Source organism: Bacillus cereus group sp. MG16, from assembly GCF_040459875.1.
GTDB classification, from domain to species: Bacteria; Bacillota; Bacilli; order Bacillales; family Bacillaceae_G; genus Bacillus_A; species Bacillus_A paranthracis.
In genome coordinates, this window is record NZ_JARVHE010000001.1 from 3,768,289 (window position 1) to 3,788,320 (window position 20,032).

Below are 20,032 nucleotides of genomic sequence, written 5' to 3' on the forward strand. Positions count from 1 at the left end.
TTTATCTCATCTTAATGAAAAGATGCACAAAAAAGGCTATCTCCATAATAGAGATAGCCTTCTTACTTATAATATCGTACCCGCTTTTTCAGCACCTAACATTTCAATAATTTGATTATCATCGTCTAATACTGCAATTTTCGGCTCTTGTTTATGAATATTTTCTTCTGCCACTAGACCGTAGCAAATAATAATAACTTTATCTCCTGGCTGTACAAGCCTTGCAGCTGCACCATTCAAACAAACAACACCGCTACCACGTCCCCCTTTAATAACATATGTCTCTAAGCGAGCACCATTATTATTATTTACAATTTGAACTTTTTCATTTTCTACAATATTTACTGCATCCATTAAATCTTCATCAATTGTAATACTACCTACATAATTTAAATTTGCTTCTGTTACTGTTGCGCGATGTAACTTCGCTCTCATCATTGTGCGAAACATAGATGCTCCCCCTTATTTAACCGTTAATGTTATATTGTCAATTAATCGTACATTTTCAAATTTAACTGCAATTGCTAAAATGATTCGCCCTTCAATTTGCTCCAATACTTGTAGTGAAGGGTATGCATATAAATCAACATAATCTACAGTGCCTTTCGTATACGTCTCAATATATTCTTTTACAAGAGTTGTAATAATTTCTGCATTACGTTCTCCTGCCTCAATTCTTTCTTTTGCCATACATAGACTGCGGTATAAATGAGGAGCCTCTTTACGCTCTTCTTGTGATAAATACACGTTACGAGAACTTTTCGCTAATCCATCTTCTTCCCTTACAATATCCACCGGTACGATTGTAACCGGAATATTAAAATCAGCGACAAATCCTTCAATGACAGCAACTTGCTGTGCATCTTTCATACCGAAATACGCGCGTGTTGGCAATGTAATATTAAATAGTTTCATGAGTACAGTCGCAACACCAGCGAAATGACCTGGTCTTTGTTTACCGCATAATACATCGGTACGCTTCACAACTTCTACCGTTGTCGTTTGTTCTACTGGATACATTTCTTCTACGCTCGGATAAAATAAATAATCTACACCGTTTTCTTTTGCTACATTTTCATCTCTATCAATATCACGAGGGTATCGATCTAAATCTTCATTTGGTCCAAACTGTAGCGGATTAACAAACACGCTTAAAACTACAATTCCATTTTCTTCTCTTGCCTTACGTAATAAAGTCGCATGACCTTCATGTAAATAACCCATCGTTGGGACAAAACCAATACTTTTTCCACTTGCACGTAGTTCGTTTGTAATTTGCTGCATCTCTTGCACTGTATTTATGATTTTCATTATTGTTTTCCTCCGTATAACGCTAAACATTCTTCCTCTTTCATTGTGAATGAATGTTTTTCTTCCGGAAATTGACCTGTCTTTACTTCAGTTACGTATTGTGAAATCCCTCGCACAATCTCCTCTTGAACAGACGTATATTGCTTCACAAATTTCGGAACACGATTTACGCCATATGAGATAAGATCATGATAAACGAGTACTTGCCCATCCACTTTTTGTCCTGCTCCAATTCCAATCGTTGGAATTGTTAGTTGCTTCGAAATAAATTCTGCTAGCTGCATTGGCACACATTCTAATACAAGTGCTATCGCACCAGCTTCCTCACATCTCTTCGCATCTTCTATTAATTTTTTTGCACTTTCAGCATCTTTTCCTTGTACTTTATAGCCACCTAACACTCCTACAGATTGAGGAGTTAAGCCTAAGTGCGCCACTACAGGAATTCCCGCACTCGTCAAGTAATGAATAGTTGATATCACTTCTCCTGCACCTTCTACCTTCAGTGCATGAGCACCACTCTCTTGAACGATGCGGCGTGCATTCACCATCGTATCTTGAGGCGACACATGATACGACATAAATGGCATATCAGTTACAATAAACGTCTCTTTCGCTCCTCGGCGTACAGCTTTCGTATGATGAATCATATCCTCTACTGTTACAGGTACTGTTGAATCGTAGCCGAGCACAACCATCCCAAGGGAATCTCCAACTAAAATCATATCAACTTCCGCTTCTTCTGCTAACTTAGCAGATGGATAATCATACGCCGTTAGCATTGTAATCGGCTCACCTTGCTCTTTCATTTTCAAAAAATCTGTTTTTGTTTTCAAAAACTACTCCTCCTTTATACAGGAGAGAGGAGATGGCCGAAATCATATAAAAAACCCCTCTGGCCATAAAAGGGCAGAAGGGTTGTGTGTTAGTCGGCATTATTCATCCCTCTGTCCCAGTCCGTTATTGGATCAAGGCAGAATCCAAGTTATTATTTTTTGTATTGCATCGAATCATGGTGCAGTTCGCTCTGATACTGCCCATATTCGAACTAATTATAGCAAACTCTAAAAAGGAATTACTACATTTTTTTGAAAAAATAATTTTTATTCTTATTACGGTATGTGAAATTTATAAGTAAACGATTCAATCATAGAAAGATAAACTTTTTAAATACATGGTATAACTCATAAAATAATGATGCAGGTTAATTGAGGAGATATACTTACAAAAGGAGAATTGCGAATGTCTATAAACAAATGGTTATTTCGATTCATCGGTTTTCTTGTGATGCTTGTGGTAATAACAACTTTAAATTCCCTCAATGTATTTGCCTCAGTTAACGACTTGGCACAACCTATTGCGTCAGCGAAAGTGATTGAAGTTGAGCTAAACGATGATTACTTTAATCCAAACGTCATCACGATTCCAATTAACGAATCAACAACATTACTGTTGAAAAATAAAGGTAAGAGTGAGCATACCTTTACAATCAAAAAACTCGGTATTGACGTCGTCGTCGAGTCAGGAAAAGAAAAAAACATTACCGTGCAACCTAACAGTGCCGGTACATATGAATTAATATGTCGATACCATCTCCTCAAAGGAATGGAAGGTAAAGTAATCGTCAAATAAGAAGCAAACTCAACTGGACGATCTTTTAAAATAAAACTTAAATATTAAAAGATTTTATTAATATTGAAATAAAAAAGAAGTTCCAAAATAGGAACTTCTTTTACTTAATTTCGATATCCGCAGAATGAATGTGATGTACTTTTCCTTCATGATCTTCTAGAAGCAATACACCATCCTCTGTAATTCCTTTTGCTATCCCTGTAATTGTCTCTCTCATCGTTCGAGCGTTAATTTCTTTCCCGATACTCACAGCGTAACTTTCCCAAAGAATTTTAATGACAGAGAAACCATTTTGTAAATACTCTTCATATAATTTTTCTAGTTGTAAAAAGATTTGTTGCATAAGCTCCGCACGAACAATTGGCTTACCAGATTCAATCGCTAAAGAAGTAGCAATATGCTGAATTTCCTCATCAAAATGTTCTTGCTTTTGATTCGCATTAATACCAATACCCATAATGACAGCATTAATTTTATCAGGATCAGCTTGCATTTCTGTTAATATTCCTACAGCCTTTTTCCCTTGAATTAAAATATCATTCGGCCATTTTATTCCTACGTTTACACCTGTGCATTTTTCAATTGCTTGCGCAACGCTAACAGCGGCTAACAAAGTAAGTTGTGGTGCATGTTGAACCGGGATTGATGGACGTAAAATAATACTCATCCAAATTCCTGTTCCTTTTGGTGAATGCCATTTTCTGCTTAAACGACCTCTACCCGCTGTTTGTTCTTCTGCCACAACAATTGTTCCTTCTTCTGCACCTTCATAAGCAAGCTTTGCTGCAATATGTTGCGTCGATTCAACGGACTCTTCAAAATACACTGTTCTACCAATATGTTTCGTTTGTAACCCTAACTGTATTTCATTCGCAGTCACTTTGTCTGGCTTACTTGCAATTCGATAACCTAATCGACGCACAGCTTCAAGTTCATATCCCTCATTCCGAAGGTCCTCCATATGTTTCCACACAGCAGTTCTTGAGCAACCAAGTTTATCACTAATCGTTTGACCAGATACAAACTCGCCATCCGCTTCCGAAAAAACTTGCAATAACTGCTTTCTTATAGTAGATTGCATTCTTGCAGCCACTCCCTTATACACTCTTTCTCATTTACTACGTTTCCTTGTACAATTGCTTCTTCAATTTTTTGAATCATTTCAGCAACCCACGGACCTGGCTTTTTACTTGCCCAGTTTAACAAATCATTCCCAGTCACATTCATCTCTTGTCGACTCTTAATTGGCAATGCTTGAAACAACGTTTGTACCCGGTTAACAGCTGTATGATCATAGCTTTCAATCATCGCTTCATATACTCTTTCTGCCATTTCAGCTATATGAATTCCCGTTTTATAAAGAAGAACTGTATCCCAATCCTTCTCCTTTCTCTTACGGATTGTTAATAAAACTGCGACGATATCTTTTATTTTTTTATTCGAAAACTTCCATTGACGTAAAAAGACAGCTGGATGTTCTTCCCCGATACAATATAAGAAAAACGCCCACGCCTCAATGTCTGCTTCAAAAGAATCCCATTTATACTGCGTAGCTTTTAACAATTTCTCTTCTGACATCTGTAAATATGGTAGATGAGAAAATAGTTTCGTTTCTACTAATTGTTTGAGAGCCTTCACACAATATGTGCCAGTTAACAGTTTTTCAAACTCCACTGTAATTCTCTCAATTGCTATATGTTCCAGCAAATGTCCATATGTTTCAATTGCTTGCTTCGTTTTCGTCTCTAAAGAAAAACCTAACGTACTTACGAACCGAATACCACGCATCATTCGCAGGGCATCTTCTTGAAACCGATCCGCAGCATTTCCCACAGTCACAATTTCTCTCTTTTGAATCGCTTCCTGTCCAGCAAATAAATCGACCATTTTTCCTTCTTCTGTCATTGCAATTGCATTCATTGTGAAATCACGACGTTTTAAATCCTCTTCTAATGAACGAACAAATTGAACACTACTAGGTCTTCGAAAATCTTCATATTCGCTTTCTGTTCGAAAAGTGGTTACCTCATAAGGTTCACCATTTTCTACAACAATTACAGTTCCATGCTCAAGACCAACAGGCACATGTCTTGGAAATATAGCCATTACTTCTTCTGGTAAAGCAGATGTCGCAATATCAATATCTCCAATCGGCCTATCGATAATAAGATCTCGTACGCTTCCACCGACAAAGTAGGCCTCATGTCCTTTTTGCTTTAAAGTCTCAATAATAGAACTAGCTTTTTTAAATCTTTCCATTTTTGTCATCCCTTAGTACATCATAGTAAATCGTTTCATATTGTGAGACGATTTTTTCAGAGCGGAACTGCTCGTAAACACTTGCTCTTGCTCGCTCTCCCATATTACGGTGAAGTTCTTCATCCTTTAATAGCTGAATGGCTTGATCTGCCACTCCTGTTGTATCGCCAACTTCACATAAATATCCTGTATCACCATGTTGAATGACTTCTGGAATACCTCCAACCCTTGTTCCGATACAAGGTACACCACACGCCATCGCTTCTAATAAAACAAGACCAAAACTCTCCTTCTCTGATAAAAGCAACATTAAATCACTCATCGCAAGTAGTTCTGCAACATTATCTTGCTTCCCTAAGAATAAGACGCGATCTTCAATATGTAAATTTTTCACCAACTGTAAAATCGTGCAAAATTCTGGTCCATCTCCAACAAGAAGTAACTTCGCATCTACTTCTGTAACAATTTTAGCAAATGCCTGCACAACATCTTGCACACGTTTCACTTTACGGAAGTTTGAAATGTGAATGAGTATCTTTTCACTCTCACTTATACCGTATTCTTTTTTTAATTGGGTCATATCACGTTTGAAATATACACGTTCGTCTATAAAGTTATATACCGTTTGAATGTCTTTATTTGGTTTTACAAGCTCATGCGTTTCGTTAATTAATGAATGCGAGACAGCCGTCACAACATCAGATTGCTCAATACCAAAACGAATTAAATTATTTAGCGAAGGGTCGGATCCTAACACAGTAATATCTGTTCCATGCAAGGTTGTAACAATTTTAATACGCTCTCCAATCATTTGTTTTGCTAAATAAGCACAAATGGCATGTGGTATTGCGTAATGCACATGTAAAATGTCTAGATTTTCTCTTTGTGCAACCTCTGCCATTTTACTCGCTAACGCTAAATCGTATGGTGGATATTGAAATACAGAGTATTGATTTACCGTCACTTCATGAAAATAAATGTTTGGATACACTTTATTTAACCGGAATGGTAAACCCGATGTAATAAAATGAATTTCATGCCCGCGTTCCGCTAATTGCTTTCCTAATTCTGTTCCAACAACTCCAGAACCACCTACAGAAGGATAACATGTAATACCTATTTTTAATTTCATTTACATCCCCCTATTAAATCAGCATGTAATAAAACCGGTTTCTTACTCATAAACCCTTCGGCATATAAGACTCCAACTTCTTTTCCAAACATTTTCTCACGAGCGACTACAGTTTCAACGTAACCTTCTGTTAACGGCGTTTTCACACCATCACTCCCTGTTGAAAACTGACTTTCATACGCTTCTAATGCTTCCACTTTTTGCGATACGTATTCACTAATATCTATACAAAAATTCGGTTTATGAAAACCATTAATCATATAATGATAAAAAGACTCCACACGATGTGGTGGGATCTCTGGCATATATTTACGAATTCCCGCTGAAAAAATAGCTTCTTCCACCAGTTTTGCACAATTTGCATGATCTGGATGACGATCTTCATAATACGGCGCAAAAACTAGTTTTGGTTTATATGTACGAATTACCTTTACAATTTCACGTATATACTCTTCTTTCATATACAAACCACGGTCTGGCATCGCTAAATTTAGTCTCGTTTTTACTCCCATTATACGAGCTGCCGCCTTTGCTTCTTCTTTTCTTAACTCTATCGTTCCGTTAGAAGAAAGATCAGCTTCTGTTAAATCACAAATACCTACTTCATACCCTTGCTTCGTATATTTAGCAATGGTACCCGCCATGCCGATTTCAACATCATCGGCATGGGCACCAAACGCTAATATATGTAATCCACTCATAATTGTTCCCCTCATTTTCTTAACTTGCGGTAATCTAAATCTCCTCGCTCTAATGCGTGCATTAACATTTCAGCACTTGCCATATTCGTTGCAAGTGGAATTGCATATACATCACATAAACGAAGCAATGCATTCACATCCGGTTCATGCGGCTGTGCTGTTAATGGATCGCGGAAGAAAATTACCATGTCTAAATCATTTTTCGCAATCATTGCACCAATTTCTTGATCGCCACCAAGAGGACCAGATTGATATCTTGTTACAACTAAACCGGTCGCTTCCATAATACGAAGCCCTGTCGTTCCTGTTGCAAATAATTCATGTTGTTCAAAAATTGGTTTATATGCGTATGCAAACGAAACCATGTCATTTTTCTTTTTGTCATGTGCGATTAAGGCAATTTTCATCCGTTGTCTCCCCTTTAGTCGATAATATTCTCTAAACCGTACACAAGATGATCTAGATTCATTACTGTCTCAATTGATAGTTTTACACCAGACATAAATGATGCACGATTGAATGAATCATGACGAACTGTTAACATTTGTCCGTCTCCACCAAACATTACTTCTTGGTGTGCAATAAGTCCTGGTAAACGTACACTATGAATGTGAATGCCGTCTACGTTTGCACCACGAGCCCCTTCTAGTTGCTCTACTTCATTTGGATGACCTTGCTGCTTTGATTCACGATTTTGACGAATCAATTCTACTGTTTTTACCGCTGTACCAGATGGTGCATCTAGTTTTTGATCATGATGCAATTCAATTACTTCAACATCTTGGAAGTATTTCGCTGCCATTTGTGAGAATTTCATCATAAGAACTGCACCAATTGCAAAGTTTGGAGCGATAATTGTTCCTACTGCTTTTTCTTTTGCAGTCTCGGTTAATTGTTTTAGCTCTTCTTCTGTAAATCCAGTTGTACCAATAACAGAACGAAGTCCACGCTCAACTGCTAGTGTAACGTGTTGTTTCCCAACTTCTGGCGTTGTTAAATCTAACAACACATCTGCTTCTACTTCCTCTAAACAAGTATGTAAATCTGCGTAAATAGGTGTATCTAGCGTTGGCATTCCCGGTAAATCAGAGATTTTCTCTCCACCATGCTTATAATCCACTGCTGCTACTAAATTAAAATGTTCCGTTCTTTCCATAAGAAGAACTGCTTCATGTCCCATACGTCCTCTTGGTCCAGCGATAATTACTTTAATTTCTTTCATTATTCTTTCTCTCCCTCATCAATACGTGTCCAGCGATCTTTATCGCGAGTATTAAATTTATTCATTACAATGTTATGTGCTGTTTCTAAATCAATATTTAAACTATTTGCCATACAAATCATAACAAATAATACATCTCCAAGCTCTTCTTCAATACTACGTTCTGTTTCAGTTGTTTTCTTCGGTTTCTCACCATAATAATGATTCACCTCTCTTGCAAGCTCCCCCATTTCTTCCGTTAAACGAGCCATCATTGCAAGTGGACTGAAATAACCTTCTTTAAACTGACCAATATATGCATCTACCTCTTTCTGCATATCCTTCATCGTTTTCGCTTCCATACAATTCACCTCTAATCCTTCCTCTTTCATGTTAGCCAATTCATCGCGATTTGACAAATATTATTCCCCGCCAAACACCTATTTGCGACCCTTTTTGGGAAAGATTATAATAAAGTGAAACTTCTTTTGCGTTTTTGGCAAAAAATTAGCCCGCACCAATCGGGTTCCTACGGCTGGTTTGCCTTTCTTCAAAGCTTTATCTCCTACCAGCCGTTGGAACGGGGTAAAGTGAAACTTCTTTTGCATTTTTAGCAAAGGATTAGCCTAAACCAATCATTTTTTATAGCCTTCACCATTTTCACTAGCAACTAGAAATTACTTATCATTATGTTTTACCGTTTCAGCGGAGCAATGCCATTTACATAATTAGGGGGATTTCTATATGACATCAAATTTGAAGATTCGAAATATCATTTTTATTTTAATCGGTTCCGCTATTTTTTCTTTCGGTATTGTGAATATCAATATTGAAAATCACCTTGCAGAAGGTGGATTTACCGGTATTACACTATTATTGTATTTTCTATTTAAGTTTGATCCTTCTTATTCAAACTTAATTTTAAATATCCCTATATTTTTCATTGGTTGGAAATTACTTGGAAGAACAACGTTTATCTATACACTAATCGGTACCTTTAGCGTATCTTTATTTCTATGGATTTTTCAGCGTTACGAAGTTCTCAACTTACATGTAAACTTACAAAATGATATGACACTCGCAGCTTTATTTGCTGGGGCATTTATTGGTATCGGTCTCGGGATCATATTTAAATACGGCGGAACTACTGGCGGTGTAGATATTATTGCGAGACTCGCTCATAAATATGTTGGCTGGAGTATGGGGAAAACGATGTTTATGTTTGATGCTATCGTTATTATCGTCTCTATCCTTACCTATTTATCATATCGCGAGGGTATGTATACGTTAGTTGCTGTTTTTATCGGGGCGAAAGTCATTGATTTTATGCAAGAAGGAGCCTATGCAGCAAAAGGAGCAACTATTATCTCCGATAAAAACGATGAAATTGCTGCTAAAATTTCATCTGAGATGGAGCGCGGAGCGACCTTTTTAAAAGCTGTTGGATCGTATACAAAAGTGGAACGGAACGTATTGTATTGCGTTGTTGCTAAAAATGAAATCGTGAAATTAAAAAATATTATTACTTCTGTAGATCCTCATGCATTTGTTGCAGTAAGTGACGTACATGATGTAGTTGGTGAAGGTTTTACGTTGGATGAAAATAAAAACCCATTACATACATAAACACAACTAGAAAAGCTTTTTAGCTTTTCTAGTTTTTTATTACGTATTGCTTAAGTTTCTCTAAATCCTCATAAATAAGCTCCAATAAGCTCCGATTATAAAAAATGGAAGCAGGATGGAAGGTCGGAAAAATATGATATTCTTTCTCTGACCATGTAAATTCTGCACTTTGCATATCCTTTAATTTTTGAATGGGTTGTTTGAATAATTGCCCGTGTACATCTGTGATTTTTTTACCTTTTCCTGTTAAACGCTGAAGACCGATATTGCCAAGCGTGACAATTAGCTTCGGATTTAGTTTCTCTAATTCATAATCTAACAAAGGTGCATGGGCAACTATTTCTCCTTGATTTGGCGTTCTATTATACTTTTTTTGTATAATAGAACCATTTCGTTCTTTTTTCTCTCGCCACTTATAAGGTCTACTCCGAACAGCACTCGTAATATATACTTCTTCCCTTGTAACGTGAATACGTTCTAAAAAACCCATTAATTGTTTTCCCGCTCTCCCGCTAAACGGAATCCCATTATGAATTTCTGTTTCACCAGGCGCTTCTCCTAACAATATAAATTTCGGATTTTCAGGACCTTGTCCACTTAAAAAACCTTCTAATTGATAAGGAGCACTACGCTCTTTCACTTGTTTTACTAAATGGTCTGGATATTTCATTCCCCCACCGCCTTTCCGCATTACTTCTATTATTTCTATTTGCAATACATTATATAATTCAATCCATACAGCAAAAAAGACTATCAAAATGATAGTCTTTAGTCGTCGCTACGCTGCATACCAGTATACATTAATACGAGACGTAATAATTCAAATACCGCTACAGCTGCAGCTGCTACATATGTTAATGCTGCCGCATTTAATACTTTACGAGCTTGCCCATATTCATCTGTTGATACGATACCTAACGCTTCAATTTGTTGCATTGCACGCTTGGATGCATCAAACTCAACTGGTAATGTAACAAGTTGGAACACAACACCTGCTGCCATTAAAATGATACCTAATAACAACAAACCAGACATTTGTGCAAATATACCGATTAGGACGAAAATCCAAGACATATTCGAACCAAAGTTTGCAACTGGTACTAACGAATGACGAATACGCATAAAGTTATAATCTTTTGCATCTTGAATTGCGTGTCCTACTTCGTGTGCTGCAACTGCTGTACCAGCAACTGAATGACCGTAATAGTTATCTGTTGATAATCGAACTGTTTTGGCAGTTGGATCATAATGGTCTGATAAATGACCTGGTGTTTCTTCAACGGCTACGTTGTATAATCCATTCTCATCTAAAATTTTCCGAGCCACTTCTGCTCCTGTCATACCTGATGTTGAGTAAACTTGTGAATACTTGCTATAGGCACTACGTACTTTTGACTGTGCATACAACGGTATGATCATTATGATCGCGAAGTAAATTAAATAAAACATCATGAACCTCCATTGAAGTTTTAATTATAGTACTTCTCATTCTATTTTCTTCTGCCACCATTGTCAATGAATAAACCTTACAATCCGAATCTTTATTTATTACATTATCTATTCTTAGAATGTACATTACTTTTTCTTTTTTCTCTCTCTCCTTTATACTTTCTCCACCCAACATAAGTTAATGTGAATAAAATAAGACCTCCAGTAATTGTCATAAACCAAATGAGAGAAGGTGCAATTTCATCTTTTTTTACTGTATGAAATATTTTTTGCAAATCCCCTTTAATGATTCCTAATTGCATTTGCCCACCTTTTGTTTTTAACATAACGTTACGAAATTCATCCAAATAAGATAAATGGGCATTTACACGCTGCACTTCATTTTCTGGCAAGGCAATCATTAAGCTTGGATAAATAATATTAAATTCATGTAAAAATGTGTTTAACGTTTGTTGAAACTGTCCCGTATCTTCTTTTTTCATCGCTTTTTCCATTTGAGAAAAGGCATCCATTACTTTTCCTTCTCTTTCCATCCAAAGTGGTTGATATTTCGATACTTGCGCATCGACAGCGAGCTGCAGGGCTAACACATTATCAATTTTAACTTGTTTCCTTACATCTTCTTCCGCGAGAGATTGTTTCGCCTTGTCGTAAGCTAAAGAAATAACTCTAACTTGATCTGGCGTTACTTCCTGCTTTTTTTCATTCCCCTTTATTACAAACTGCTCCGAGAAATGTTGCAGTACTTGTACTGCTTTTTCATCTTCATTACGCTTCACTAATTGTAATGAGTCATCTAACAACCCTGCTAGTTCACTCCACTCCTCAGCATATATACGTAACGGAAACATGATAATTAGAAATGCAATCAGTCCAATTAATGTTCTCTTCATCACGGTCCCCCCTATAACTACTAGTACAAAATATGTTAATGTGGACAAGAATAGAACAGAACGGGACCGAAAAATATATTATCGTTTTACAAACAAAAAAATTCTCTTTAAACAGAGAATTTTTCTTTTGAAATCCTTTTCTTTTTTACGAAATATTTATACAAGCTATAACAAATTATGCTACCACATAAAATAAATAATAAAATAGCACACGCTGCATGCATAAAAAACTCTTCTGGTAACATTAATATAATCGGATCCGTTTCAATATCAAACATCCAATAATCATTACTGAATAAAAGCTTATGGAATATCACAAAACTCTTTTCAAAATTAATAGCAATCGGTAACACAAGCGCAATCGGAAAGATAATTGTTACAATCGATCCATGTAGTAAAAACTTTTCATTTTTCTTTTTTAACAAATAAATGCCGCCTATCATTGCAATCATAATTGTTGCATACATTACATATTGAATCTTTACTAAAATGTTTTTCACATCTACAAAATGAATACGGCCATTTGTAGACATATCTAGTGTTGGCAAATGTAATGCTCCGTCATAAAATGGCGATAAATATGTGATCAGCACATTATAATTTCTTTTAATGTCACCTTTCGTCATATCCGCTAAATCTGGAATGTTTAAAAAATCAATTTCAAAATAATATAGCCATTTTCCATATACAACCGCCGTTGTTGCGAGTGCAAATATAGAAAATGCTATGCTATATGAAACAACTATCGTAATCAATCGATCCAATATTTTTGTACCACTCTTATTTTTCTTCATTTTCTCCCCCTACATATTCTAACTATCATAAAGAAAACTGTTTTCGATTCTCACGTAAGCAATAATAATATGTCATACAAAGCACAGCAATGCTTAACCAGAACGTAAAATAACCAATTTCTCCTACAAACAAATGCATAATTCCGTATCTCGGCATTTGCCAGAACAAATAATCAATTGCATCATTATGTAATGTCCATATAGCGGCTACCGCAAAATGCCATTTTTTTATACGGTAAAACGGTGCATATAGCACTGCTTGTACTGCCATCGCAAAATGCGAAAGCATTAACATATACCCGATAAGGCCAATAGGACCTTTTACATAGATCATAACCCCATTTACAACAACAGCCCATATACCATATTTTATTAAAGTAACAATCGCTAGCGCCTCTATTAATCCCCAATTTTTCTTTATTAAAAAAGCGATTAAAACAAAGACAAAAAAGAGACTTGCCATAGGACTATCGGGTACAAACGGCCAAAATATAGGTGAAGTTTCTTTTAATTGATTTCCATACCATATAAATCCGTATATTGTACCTAATATGTTAACAACTAATAAAAATAATAATACAGAGCGTTGCCTTAACATTGCATACAAGTAAACCAAGCTGTATGTCCAACACCTTTCATTCTTTCATCAAACTCTACTCTATTATATAGTAAACTTTCTATCATCAAAATAAAAAGCTGACTACAAATTTTGTAGTCAGCTTTTTATTATTTTTTATTATACTTTGCAACGAATTCCGAAAGCTTCTTCAGTTCCTCATCTGTACCTTTAAATACACCTTTAGGCATGGAACCTTTTCCCTCTTTCGCAATTTTAGCAATTTCTTCTGGCTTTAAAGTTAAGTTTTGCAGTGCTGGTGCTGCTGCGCCGCCCTGTAAATTGTCACCGTGACATGTTAAACAAGTATTTTTTTGCATTAATTTATAACCGTCATCATTTTTATCAACTGGTGCTGTTTTTACAATTGCTCCTTGTTTTTTTGCAGCTTCCCAGTCGTGGTGTGCTACAGATTCCCAAGTTAAAAAGATAATCGATGCAACTGCTAAAAGCATAAATCCCGTTGCTACAGGACGCTTCAATGGGCGTCTTTCTGGGCCTCGATCAAGAAATGGAGCTAACAGTAATGCGCCAAACGCAATCCCTGGCATAATGAACGCTCCAATTACAGTAAATGAGCCAGAAGCATAAGAATACTTTAATAACTGATACAAGAATAAGAAATACCAATCTGGAAGTGGTATATACCCAGCATCAGTTGGATCCGCCATTCTTTCAAGCGGTGACGGATGCGCCACTGTTAAACATAAATAACCGATTAAAAAAACTGCACCAACCATCCATTCTTTTAACAAGAAGTTCGGCCAAAATGCTTCTGTTTTCCCTGGGTATTCCGAATAGTCTTTTGGAATATTTGGTTTCCGAGCTACTGGTACCCGAGAATCTCCTACAAACTTCATCCCTTTGCCGCGATGCATAATCTCCCTCCTTTAGTTCTTTCCCCTTTAATTTAGCAATCTCTTATAGCGGACCGGAAATACCTTGTTTGCGAATCATGATGAAGTGGAAGGCCATTAAACCTAGAAGTGCTGCTGGTAAGAAGAAGACGTGAATAGCAAAGAAGCGAGTTAATGTTTGAGCGCCAACAATTTCGGAATGACCAGCGAGTAATGTTTTAATGTAAGGACCAATAAGCGGCGTTTGCTCTGCAATTTGAATCCCTACTTTCGTAGCAAATAACGCTTTCATATCCCACGGTAATAAATATCCGGTAAAACCAAGACCTAACATAACAAAGAAAATAAGAACACCAACAATCCAGTTTAGCTCACGAGGCTTTTTATACGCACCCTGGAAGAAAACTCTAAGTGTATGTAAAAACATCATTACAATTACGAGACTAGCACCCCAGTGGTGCATACCACGAACAATTTGCCCATATGCAACTTCATTTTGCAAATAATAAACCGATTCCCAAGCATTTTTAATATCAGGCACATAATACATCGTCAAAAACATTCCAGATAAAATTTGAATTACAGTAACGAAAAAGGTAAGTCCGCCAAAGCAATAAACGAATGCAGAAAAGTGATGTGCCGGGTTTACATGTTCAGGTACTTCATGATCAGCGATATCACGCCATATTGGTGTAATATCTAACCTTTCATCTACCCAATCATAAATTTTATTTAGCATCTACTTTGCACCCCCTCTTGGCTTCGCTTTTCCTAGGTACAGCGTTCCATCTTTCACTTTAGATTCGTATACATCAAGTGGAGCAAGGGGCGGCGTGCCTTTAATGTTTATCCCGTCTTTTGTGTAACGGCCCCCGTGACATGGACAAAAGAATTGATTCGGATGTGCTTTGTCCGAATTCCAGTTCACTGTACATCCTAAATGTTTACATACTGGAGAGAACGCAACAATGTCTCCGCTTTCATCTTTATGAACCCAAGCTGATTTTGGCTCTTCGGACTTGTACCAACCATCAACCTGCTTCACCTTAAAATCGAAACGTTTCGGCTCTGTTGTAATATCCTTTACTTGTGCAACAGCAACCATATCCGTTCCCGCTTCTTTTCTTAACACCGGATCAAGCGCAAATCGCGTCATCGGCATTAAAATACCCGCTGCCATAAAGCCTCCTACCCCTGTAAGAGTGTAATTTAAAAACTGTCTTCTTGACACACGATGTTCTTTCTCGCTCACGAAAATTTCCCCCCTCTATCAGAAATTGTCCCCTCGTGATAAATTATATAAAAAATAAAAACTAGGACACTATCATGATATAATACGCTCATGCACAGGTCAATATCATACTACTCATAATAATAAGAACTTTCTGTTTATTATTGTTTTCCCCATTTTTCTTCTAACATTACCATTATATTTTTTATATGTGCATGAATCACTTCTCTTTTCGCTTGATCACTAAATTGTTCTAACGCTAATGAAGGAAACCAAAATAAATCTCCCTGCAATTCTTGCATATCTTCTTTCCATGAAAAATCACTTGTAACATAAGCAATATGCTTAAAACCTTGCTTTTGTAAATGATTTGTCCATTCTTGCAAACGACCTTTTTCATTCTTTTGACTTTCTACTAAATACGTAAATGCAGGTAATAAAAGGACTCTTCCTTTATATTCTCTTTCCAACTCCATACTCAACAGTTCAATAAATTCACCTTGTTCTACTACCGTTTTCATTTCTTTCGCTGCCGAAATTGATAAAAGTGGTATAATACCTGTATCTACATATTCTCTTGCTTGCTCAAACTGTTCCACATCTTTTACAATCCATTTCAAATGTCTTCCCTCCCCCACCTATAAATGACAGAACTTTCACTTTATATATATTAAACCATACTAAAAGAGGTAAAAAAAGAAAAACTACCTATATTAAGGTAGTTTTTCTTGAAAAAGTCTGAAATTTGTAAAATTTTATGAATCCAAATGAATTCTATAACATCTTTAACTCCGCTGTTAACCTATGAAACGCTTCCTTATCTTGCTTATCCAGCGCTTCATCAATTTGTTTCAAAAGACGTTCTCTTCTAAAAGAAAATACACTTTCTTCTAAAAATCTTTCTGCAAGTAAACGATCTTTTTCATTTACTTCAATGTGCTTTGGTAAATACGGGTTTTCTTCTAATACAGCTACGTAATTGGCATTTTGAAACGATGATTTAAAATTGAGTTGAATATAAATATCCTCATCTCGATTTAAACGAATATCATGAAACGATTTTTCAGCATCTGTTGTCATAACATTTTGTTTAAAAAAGTGAAACGGTGTATCTTTTACACAATTCGCGGACATTACTAAGCCACGCGGACAATATTTTGCATGCTCTACGAAGTGGACTTTATGCATCAATTGGTCGTGACTCATTAAATAATTCAAAATCCATACACATTCACGCTGTTTCAGTTGGTAATTATTCAAAAACCATTTTACAAAATCCTTCTTCTCGTTTACAGAAACAGGGGTATTCATAGCAATTAAGTCCCTCCTCTGTCTTTCTCTTTTCTTTTTAGATTCAAGAAGCGGCATTCAGTTTCCTTCCAACTTATGAAAAATCCTCTAAATTATATAACAATTCTTCAATATGAATTTGTGTCGGGTCTAGTTGTATTAACTGAGTAAATACTTCTTTCGCCTCTTTTCGCATACCTTCTTCCAATAAGAAATAACCGTACTCTTCCAAGAAGTCTGGATGATTCTTAAAAGAAGTATATGCACTTTCATAGTGTTTTAATGCATCCGAATACATTTCTAATTGTTTTTTTGCAAATGCAAGATCCCAAAGTAGTTGTGTATCTGGTTCTCCGCTATCAATTGCACGCTCTACAACAGCGATTAACTCTTCATATTTTTCTTGTTCCTTTAAGATGTACGCATATTTTAATGTTGCACCTAAATGTCCTGGATCTAACTCAAGCGTTTTTTGAAGTACTTCCTCTGCTTCCGCAATTTTCCCTAATTTCGCCGCAATGTTTGCTAATTCTACATAAAATGGTACAGAAAGCTCATCTACTTTAATTCCTTCATGAAGTGTTTCATAGCTTTCTTGAAGCATCCCTTCTTTTTCATAGCTTTTCGCTAAATACATGTAAAGCGATGCATACTCAGGATCTAATTCTTTCAGTTCTTGCCAAGCACCAATTGCTCTTTGGTATTCTTCACCTTGGTATAACGTGAAGGCATATCCAAATAATGAGTGAATATCTTTTTGTTCCTCTAAACCTGCTTCGTAGTAAGAAATCGCCTCTTCCCAATTTCCAATCGCGCTTAACGTTTCTCCAAGGCGTAGCGCAATGACAACACCACCCATTACTTTATGTTCCGCTAATAGCGACTCATAATAAGTGATTGCCTTTTGTTCTTCACCTTTACTACTATATAACTCTGCTAATCCAAACGTAATGACAGGTTCATCAGGCATCATTTCTTTCGCCTTTAATAGTTTTTGTTCTGCTACATCATCGAAACCTTGCATTTGGAATAAATCCGCTACAAGTAATAACGATTGAACATATAAATCATCATTTTCCGGAATATCATGAAGCACTTCAATCGCTTCATCTTCTTTATCTAGATCAATATATAATTCTGCTAAAAATACAGTGAATTCACTTTCTTCTGGATACAATAAACGCAAGTCTTCTGTAATAGATAACGCTTCATCCGTAAATCCCAGTGTATGATAGTAACGAGCGATATCATATCTCTCTTCATCATTCGCAACTTTTAATTGTTCTTTTAACAATTGTAATCCTTTTTCCGCTTCACCATTTTCAATATATGAAACAGCTTGTTCAAACTTTTGCATAAACGTCTCCTTTAATTCTAAAAAATATTCTTTTCTGTTCATTTACCCCGCTATTAACGGGCAGTAAGACCCCACCTCAAAATTCAGCTAGGGCAAAGAAGTTAGTTTTGGGGGCAACTGCCCGTAAAAGCCCGATTGGTTCAACTAATAATCAGCGGGGGATAAACATCCCCCCACTGATTAAAGTTTCACTTTATCATAAGCAACTCATTGTTAGAACGCAACCTTTAGAATGTGCATGCTTCTTCTTACAGAGTAGTTAATTGTTCAAAAGGTTCGGATATGATACCGATACCTTCTTCTATTGTACCGCTTTCTTTTATGACCGTGCAAATAACTTCTCCCACTAATTATCGAGCCATACCAATCTTGATTTACAGAACAACTTAATTACCAAACTTCAACTTTTTTAATGCGATAAAAAAGACTCCTCTAATAGGAGCCTTCACAATTTCTTAAGAATATGTTTCCTCTTTCTGTACTTGCTCATTTACAAGTTCTTTCAGTAACTCTATAATTTCATCATTTTCTTCTTTCAAACCGACAGTAATACGAATGCCATCATGTATACCAAATGCAGCACCAGAACGAACGATATAGCCTTTCTTCATTAATCGTTCGAAAGCTTCATTACCAGGAATACCGAGTTTTAAGAAAATGAAATTTGTTTGAGATGGATAATAGAATACGTTATATTCCTTACAAAATGCGTAATATTGATGTAATCCTTCTTCATTCTTTTTCACACATTCTTGTAAAAATGCTTGATCTTCTAATGCAGCAAGTGCTACAGATTGCGCTACAGTCGATGTATTAAATGGTAACCTTGCTACTTCTAGCTGCCCGATTAACTCCGTATTACCAACTGCATATCCGATACGAAAAGCAGCTAGACCATATGCTTTTGAAAACGTACGTAATACCATAAGATTTTCATACTTTTCAAGAAGTGGTAACGTTTGCGGATAGTCTTCTGCTCCCGCATATTCATAATATGCCTCGTCCATAATAACGAGCGCTGACTTAGGAACTGATTCTAAAAATGAAAGTAATTTTTGTTTCTCTACATATGTACCTGTCGGATTATTCGGATTACAAATCCATACAATCTTCGTTTGATCATCTACTTGCTGTAACATCGCATCTAAATCGTGAACGCCATCTTTAAGTGGTACTTCACGAACTTCTGCTCCTTCAATAACAGCATGGTGATGGTATTGTGAGAATGTTGGATTCGCCATTACAACATTTGTTCCTTCGTGTAGTAACGCACGACTAATCATTTGAATAACTTCATCTAATCCACTACCAAATAACAGTTGTTCCGCTTTAACACCTAAATGTTTTGCTACTTGTGTCCGAAGTTCAAAGGCATGTCCATCTGGATAAAGAGCGTATTGACTCGTTAAAGAAGTTAATGCTTCTGTTACGCGTGCTGAGCAACCGAATGGATTTTCGTTCGATGCTAATTTCACAATTTTTGATAATCCATATTCCCTTTTTACTTCTTCAATATTTTTCCCAGGTACATATGCTCTCAAAGTTAACAATTGTTCTTTTACTCTCATTTTTCTTCCCCCAGTCGTTTTATTCAATTCGATTACAATGAGGTTATAATCTCTCACTGCAATCGTTTATCTTAACCGTCACTATTACGAGGACACCTTGAAACAAGCACTCCTT

24 protein-coding genes are annotated in these 20,032 nt (G+C 36.3%); 2 read left to right on the top strand and 22 right to left on the bottom strand.

The genetic code is table 11. The features are described from left to right. Positions 1 to 66 precede the first annotated feature (66 nt). Genes panD through panB form a run of 3 tightly spaced genes read right to left on the bottom strand, consistent with a single transcriptional unit; the run spans position 67 to position 2,147 of the window. Complete coding sequence (gene panD, locus QCI73_RS19475) at positions 67 to 450, bottom strand: aspartate 1-decarboxylase (protein WP_262725580.1); 384 nt, start codon at positions 448 to 450, stop codon at positions 67 to 69. 12 nt (positions 451 to 462) lie between these two features. Beyond that, positions 463 to 1,311, bottom strand: coding sequence for a pantoate--beta-alanine ligase (panC, locus tag QCI73_RS19480; RefSeq protein WP_353823586.1), 849 nt, complete (start codon positions 1,309 to 1,311; stop codon positions 463 to 465). Then, complete coding sequence (panB, locus tag QCI73_RS19485) at positions 1,311 to 2,147, bottom strand: 3-methyl-2-oxobutanoate hydroxymethyltransferase (protein WP_000853114.1); 837 nt, start codon at positions 2,145 to 2,147, stop codon at positions 1,311 to 1,313. Before panB ends, panC begins: the two co-directional genes overlap by 1 nt. Positions 2,148 to 2,553: 406 nt before the next feature. Here panB and QCI73_RS19490 point away from each other — a divergent pair, with 406 nt between their 5' ends. Next, positions 2,554 to 2,943: a cupredoxin domain-containing protein gene (locus QCI73_RS19490; protein WP_262725577.1), complete on the top strand. Its 390-nt coding sequence runs from the start codon at positions 2,554 to 2,556 to the stop codon at positions 2,941 to 2,943. Positions 2,944 to 3,043: 100 nt separating this feature from the next. Here the strand turns inward: QCI73_RS19490 and QCI73_RS19495 are convergent, their stop codons facing one another. Genes QCI73_RS19495 through QCI73_RS19525 form a run of 7 tightly spaced genes read right to left on the bottom strand, consistent with a single transcriptional unit; the run spans position 3,044 to position 8,598 of the window. Further along, positions 3,044 to 4,024 carry a biotin--[acetyl-CoA-carboxylase] ligase gene (locus QCI73_RS19495; RefSeq protein ID WP_001192048.1) on the bottom strand — a complete coding sequence of 327 codons (981 nt, stop codon included), beginning with the start codon at positions 4,022 to 4,024 and terminating at the stop codon, positions 3,044 to 3,046. Further along, complete coding sequence (locus QCI73_RS19500) at positions 4,009 to 5,202, bottom strand: CCA tRNA nucleotidyltransferase (RefSeq protein WP_327922238.1); 1,194 nt, start codon at positions 5,200 to 5,202, stop codon at positions 4,009 to 4,011. Before QCI73_RS19500 ends, QCI73_RS19495 begins: the two co-directional genes overlap by 16 nt. Then, positions 5,189 to 6,334 (bottom strand): N-acetyl-alpha-D-glucosaminyl L-malate synthase BshA, encoded by a 1,146-nt coding sequence (gene bshA, locus QCI73_RS19505; RefSeq protein ID WP_262725575.1) that lies wholly within the window; start codon positions 6,332 to 6,334, stop codon positions 5,189 to 5,191. Before bshA ends, QCI73_RS19500 begins: the two co-directional genes overlap by 14 nt. Further along, entirely contained in the window at positions 6,331 to 7,035 is a 705-nt protein-coding gene (gene bshB1 / locus QCI73_RS19510) for a bacillithiol biosynthesis deacetylase BshB1 (protein WP_070805624.1), read from the bottom strand. Before bshB1 ends, bshA begins: the two co-directional genes overlap by 4 nt. 11 nt (positions 7,036 to 7,046) lie before the next feature. Beyond that, the gene (gene mgsA / locus QCI73_RS19515; protein ID WP_000684765.1) at positions 7,047 to 7,442 is read right to left on the bottom strand and encodes a methylglyoxal synthase; all 396 of its coding nucleotides are present in this window, start codon (positions 7,440 to 7,442) and stop codon (positions 7,047 to 7,049) included. Positions 7,443 to 7,456: 14 nt separating this feature from the next. After that, a complete protein-coding gene (gene dapB / locus QCI73_RS19520) occupies positions 7,457 to 8,257 on the bottom strand; it encodes a dihydrodipicolinate reductase (RefSeq protein ID WP_327922239.1) in 801 nt (266 codons plus the stop codon). Beyond that, a complete protein-coding gene (locus QCI73_RS19525; protein WP_001992677.1) occupies positions 8,257 to 8,598 on the bottom strand; it encodes a nucleotide pyrophosphohydrolase in 342 nt (113 codons plus the stop codon). The genes dapB and QCI73_RS19525 overlap by 1 nt, the downstream gene beginning before the upstream one ends. Positions 8,599 to 8,980: 382 nt before the next feature. On the opposite strand from QCI73_RS19525, the gene QCI73_RS19530 reads away from it, so the two are divergent. Beyond that, entirely contained in the window at positions 8,981 to 9,862 is an 882-nt protein-coding gene (locus tag QCI73_RS19530) for a YitT family protein (protein ID WP_353823587.1), read from the top strand. Positions 9,863 to 9,890: 28 nt separating this feature from the next. On the opposite strand, the gene QCI73_RS19535 is transcribed toward QCI73_RS19530, so the two are convergent. From QCI73_RS19535 to hisC, 12 genes are all read right to left on the bottom strand, one after another. Further along, positions 9,891 to 10,532, bottom strand: a complete 642-nt coding sequence (locus tag QCI73_RS19535) for a uracil-DNA glycosylase (RefSeq protein WP_353823588.1) — start codon at positions 10,530 to 10,532, stop codon at positions 9,891 to 9,893. Positions 10,533 to 10,630: 98 nt separating this feature from the next. Then, the gene (locus QCI73_RS19540; RefSeq protein WP_157827822.1) at positions 10,631 to 11,311 is read right to left on the bottom strand and encodes a zinc metallopeptidase; all 681 of its coding nucleotides are present in this window, start codon (positions 11,309 to 11,311) and stop codon (positions 10,631 to 10,633) included. 104 nt (positions 11,312 to 11,415) lie between these two features. Next, the gene (ypjB, locus tag QCI73_RS19545; protein WP_353823589.1) at positions 11,416 to 12,204 is read right to left on the bottom strand and encodes a sporulation protein YpjB; all 789 of its coding nucleotides are present in this window, start codon (positions 12,202 to 12,204) and stop codon (positions 11,416 to 11,418) included. Between the two features lie 107 nt (positions 12,205 to 12,311). Then, positions 12,312 to 12,998: a lipoprotein intramolecular transacylase Lit gene (gene lit, locus QCI73_RS19550; RefSeq protein WP_353823591.1), complete on the bottom strand. Its 687-nt coding sequence runs from the start codon at positions 12,996 to 12,998 to the stop codon at positions 12,312 to 12,314. Positions 12,999 to 13,023: 25 nt separating this feature from the next. Then, positions 13,024 to 13,614, bottom strand: coding sequence for a lipoprotein heptaprenylglyceryl N-acetyltransferase LhaT (gene lhaT / locus QCI73_RS19555; protein WP_327922243.1), 591 nt, complete (start codon positions 13,612 to 13,614; stop codon positions 13,024 to 13,026). A gap of 110 nt (positions 13,615 to 13,724) precedes the next feature. After that, on the bottom strand, positions 13,725 to 14,492 hold the full coding sequence (gene qcrC, locus QCI73_RS19560; RefSeq protein WP_000554606.1) for a menaquinol-cytochrome c reductase cytochrome b/c subunit: 768 nt from the start codon (positions 14,490 to 14,492) through the stop codon (positions 13,725 to 13,727). Between the two features lie 43 nt (positions 14,493 to 14,535). Then, a complete protein-coding gene (gene qcrB, locus QCI73_RS19565) occupies positions 14,536 to 15,210 on the bottom strand; it encodes a menaquinol-cytochrome c reductase cytochrome b subunit (protein ID WP_000932700.1) in 675 nt (224 codons plus the stop codon). Continuing rightward, positions 15,211 to 15,723: a menaquinol-cytochrome c reductase iron-sulfur subunit gene (qcrA, locus tag QCI73_RS19570; RefSeq protein WP_001290418.1), complete on the bottom strand. Its 513-nt coding sequence runs from the start codon at positions 15,721 to 15,723 to the stop codon at positions 15,211 to 15,213. Positions 15,724 to 15,863: 140 nt separating this feature from the next. Beyond that, on the bottom strand, positions 15,864 to 16,322 hold the full coding sequence (locus QCI73_RS19575) for a YpiF family protein (RefSeq protein ID WP_000871301.1): 459 nt from the start codon (positions 16,320 to 16,322) through the stop codon (positions 15,864 to 15,866). A gap of 154 nt (positions 16,323 to 16,476) precedes the next feature. Then, positions 16,477 to 17,013: a ReoY family proteolytic degradation factor gene (locus tag QCI73_RS19580; protein ID WP_001095923.1), complete on the bottom strand. Its 537-nt coding sequence runs from the start codon at positions 17,011 to 17,013 to the stop codon at positions 16,477 to 16,479. A gap of 73 nt (positions 17,014 to 17,086) precedes the next feature. Then, positions 17,087 to 18,349 (bottom strand): tetratricopeptide repeat protein, encoded by a 1,263-nt coding sequence (locus tag QCI73_RS19585; RefSeq protein WP_353823593.1) that lies wholly within the window; start codon positions 18,347 to 18,349, stop codon positions 17,087 to 17,089. Between the two features lie 455 nt (positions 18,350 to 18,804). Further along, complete coding sequence (gene hisC / locus QCI73_RS19590) at positions 18,805 to 19,917, bottom strand: histidinol-phosphate transaminase (RefSeq protein ID WP_070805617.1); 1,113 nt, start codon at positions 19,915 to 19,917, stop codon at positions 18,805 to 18,807. Between the last annotated feature and the right edge of the window lie 115 nt (positions 19,918 to 20,032).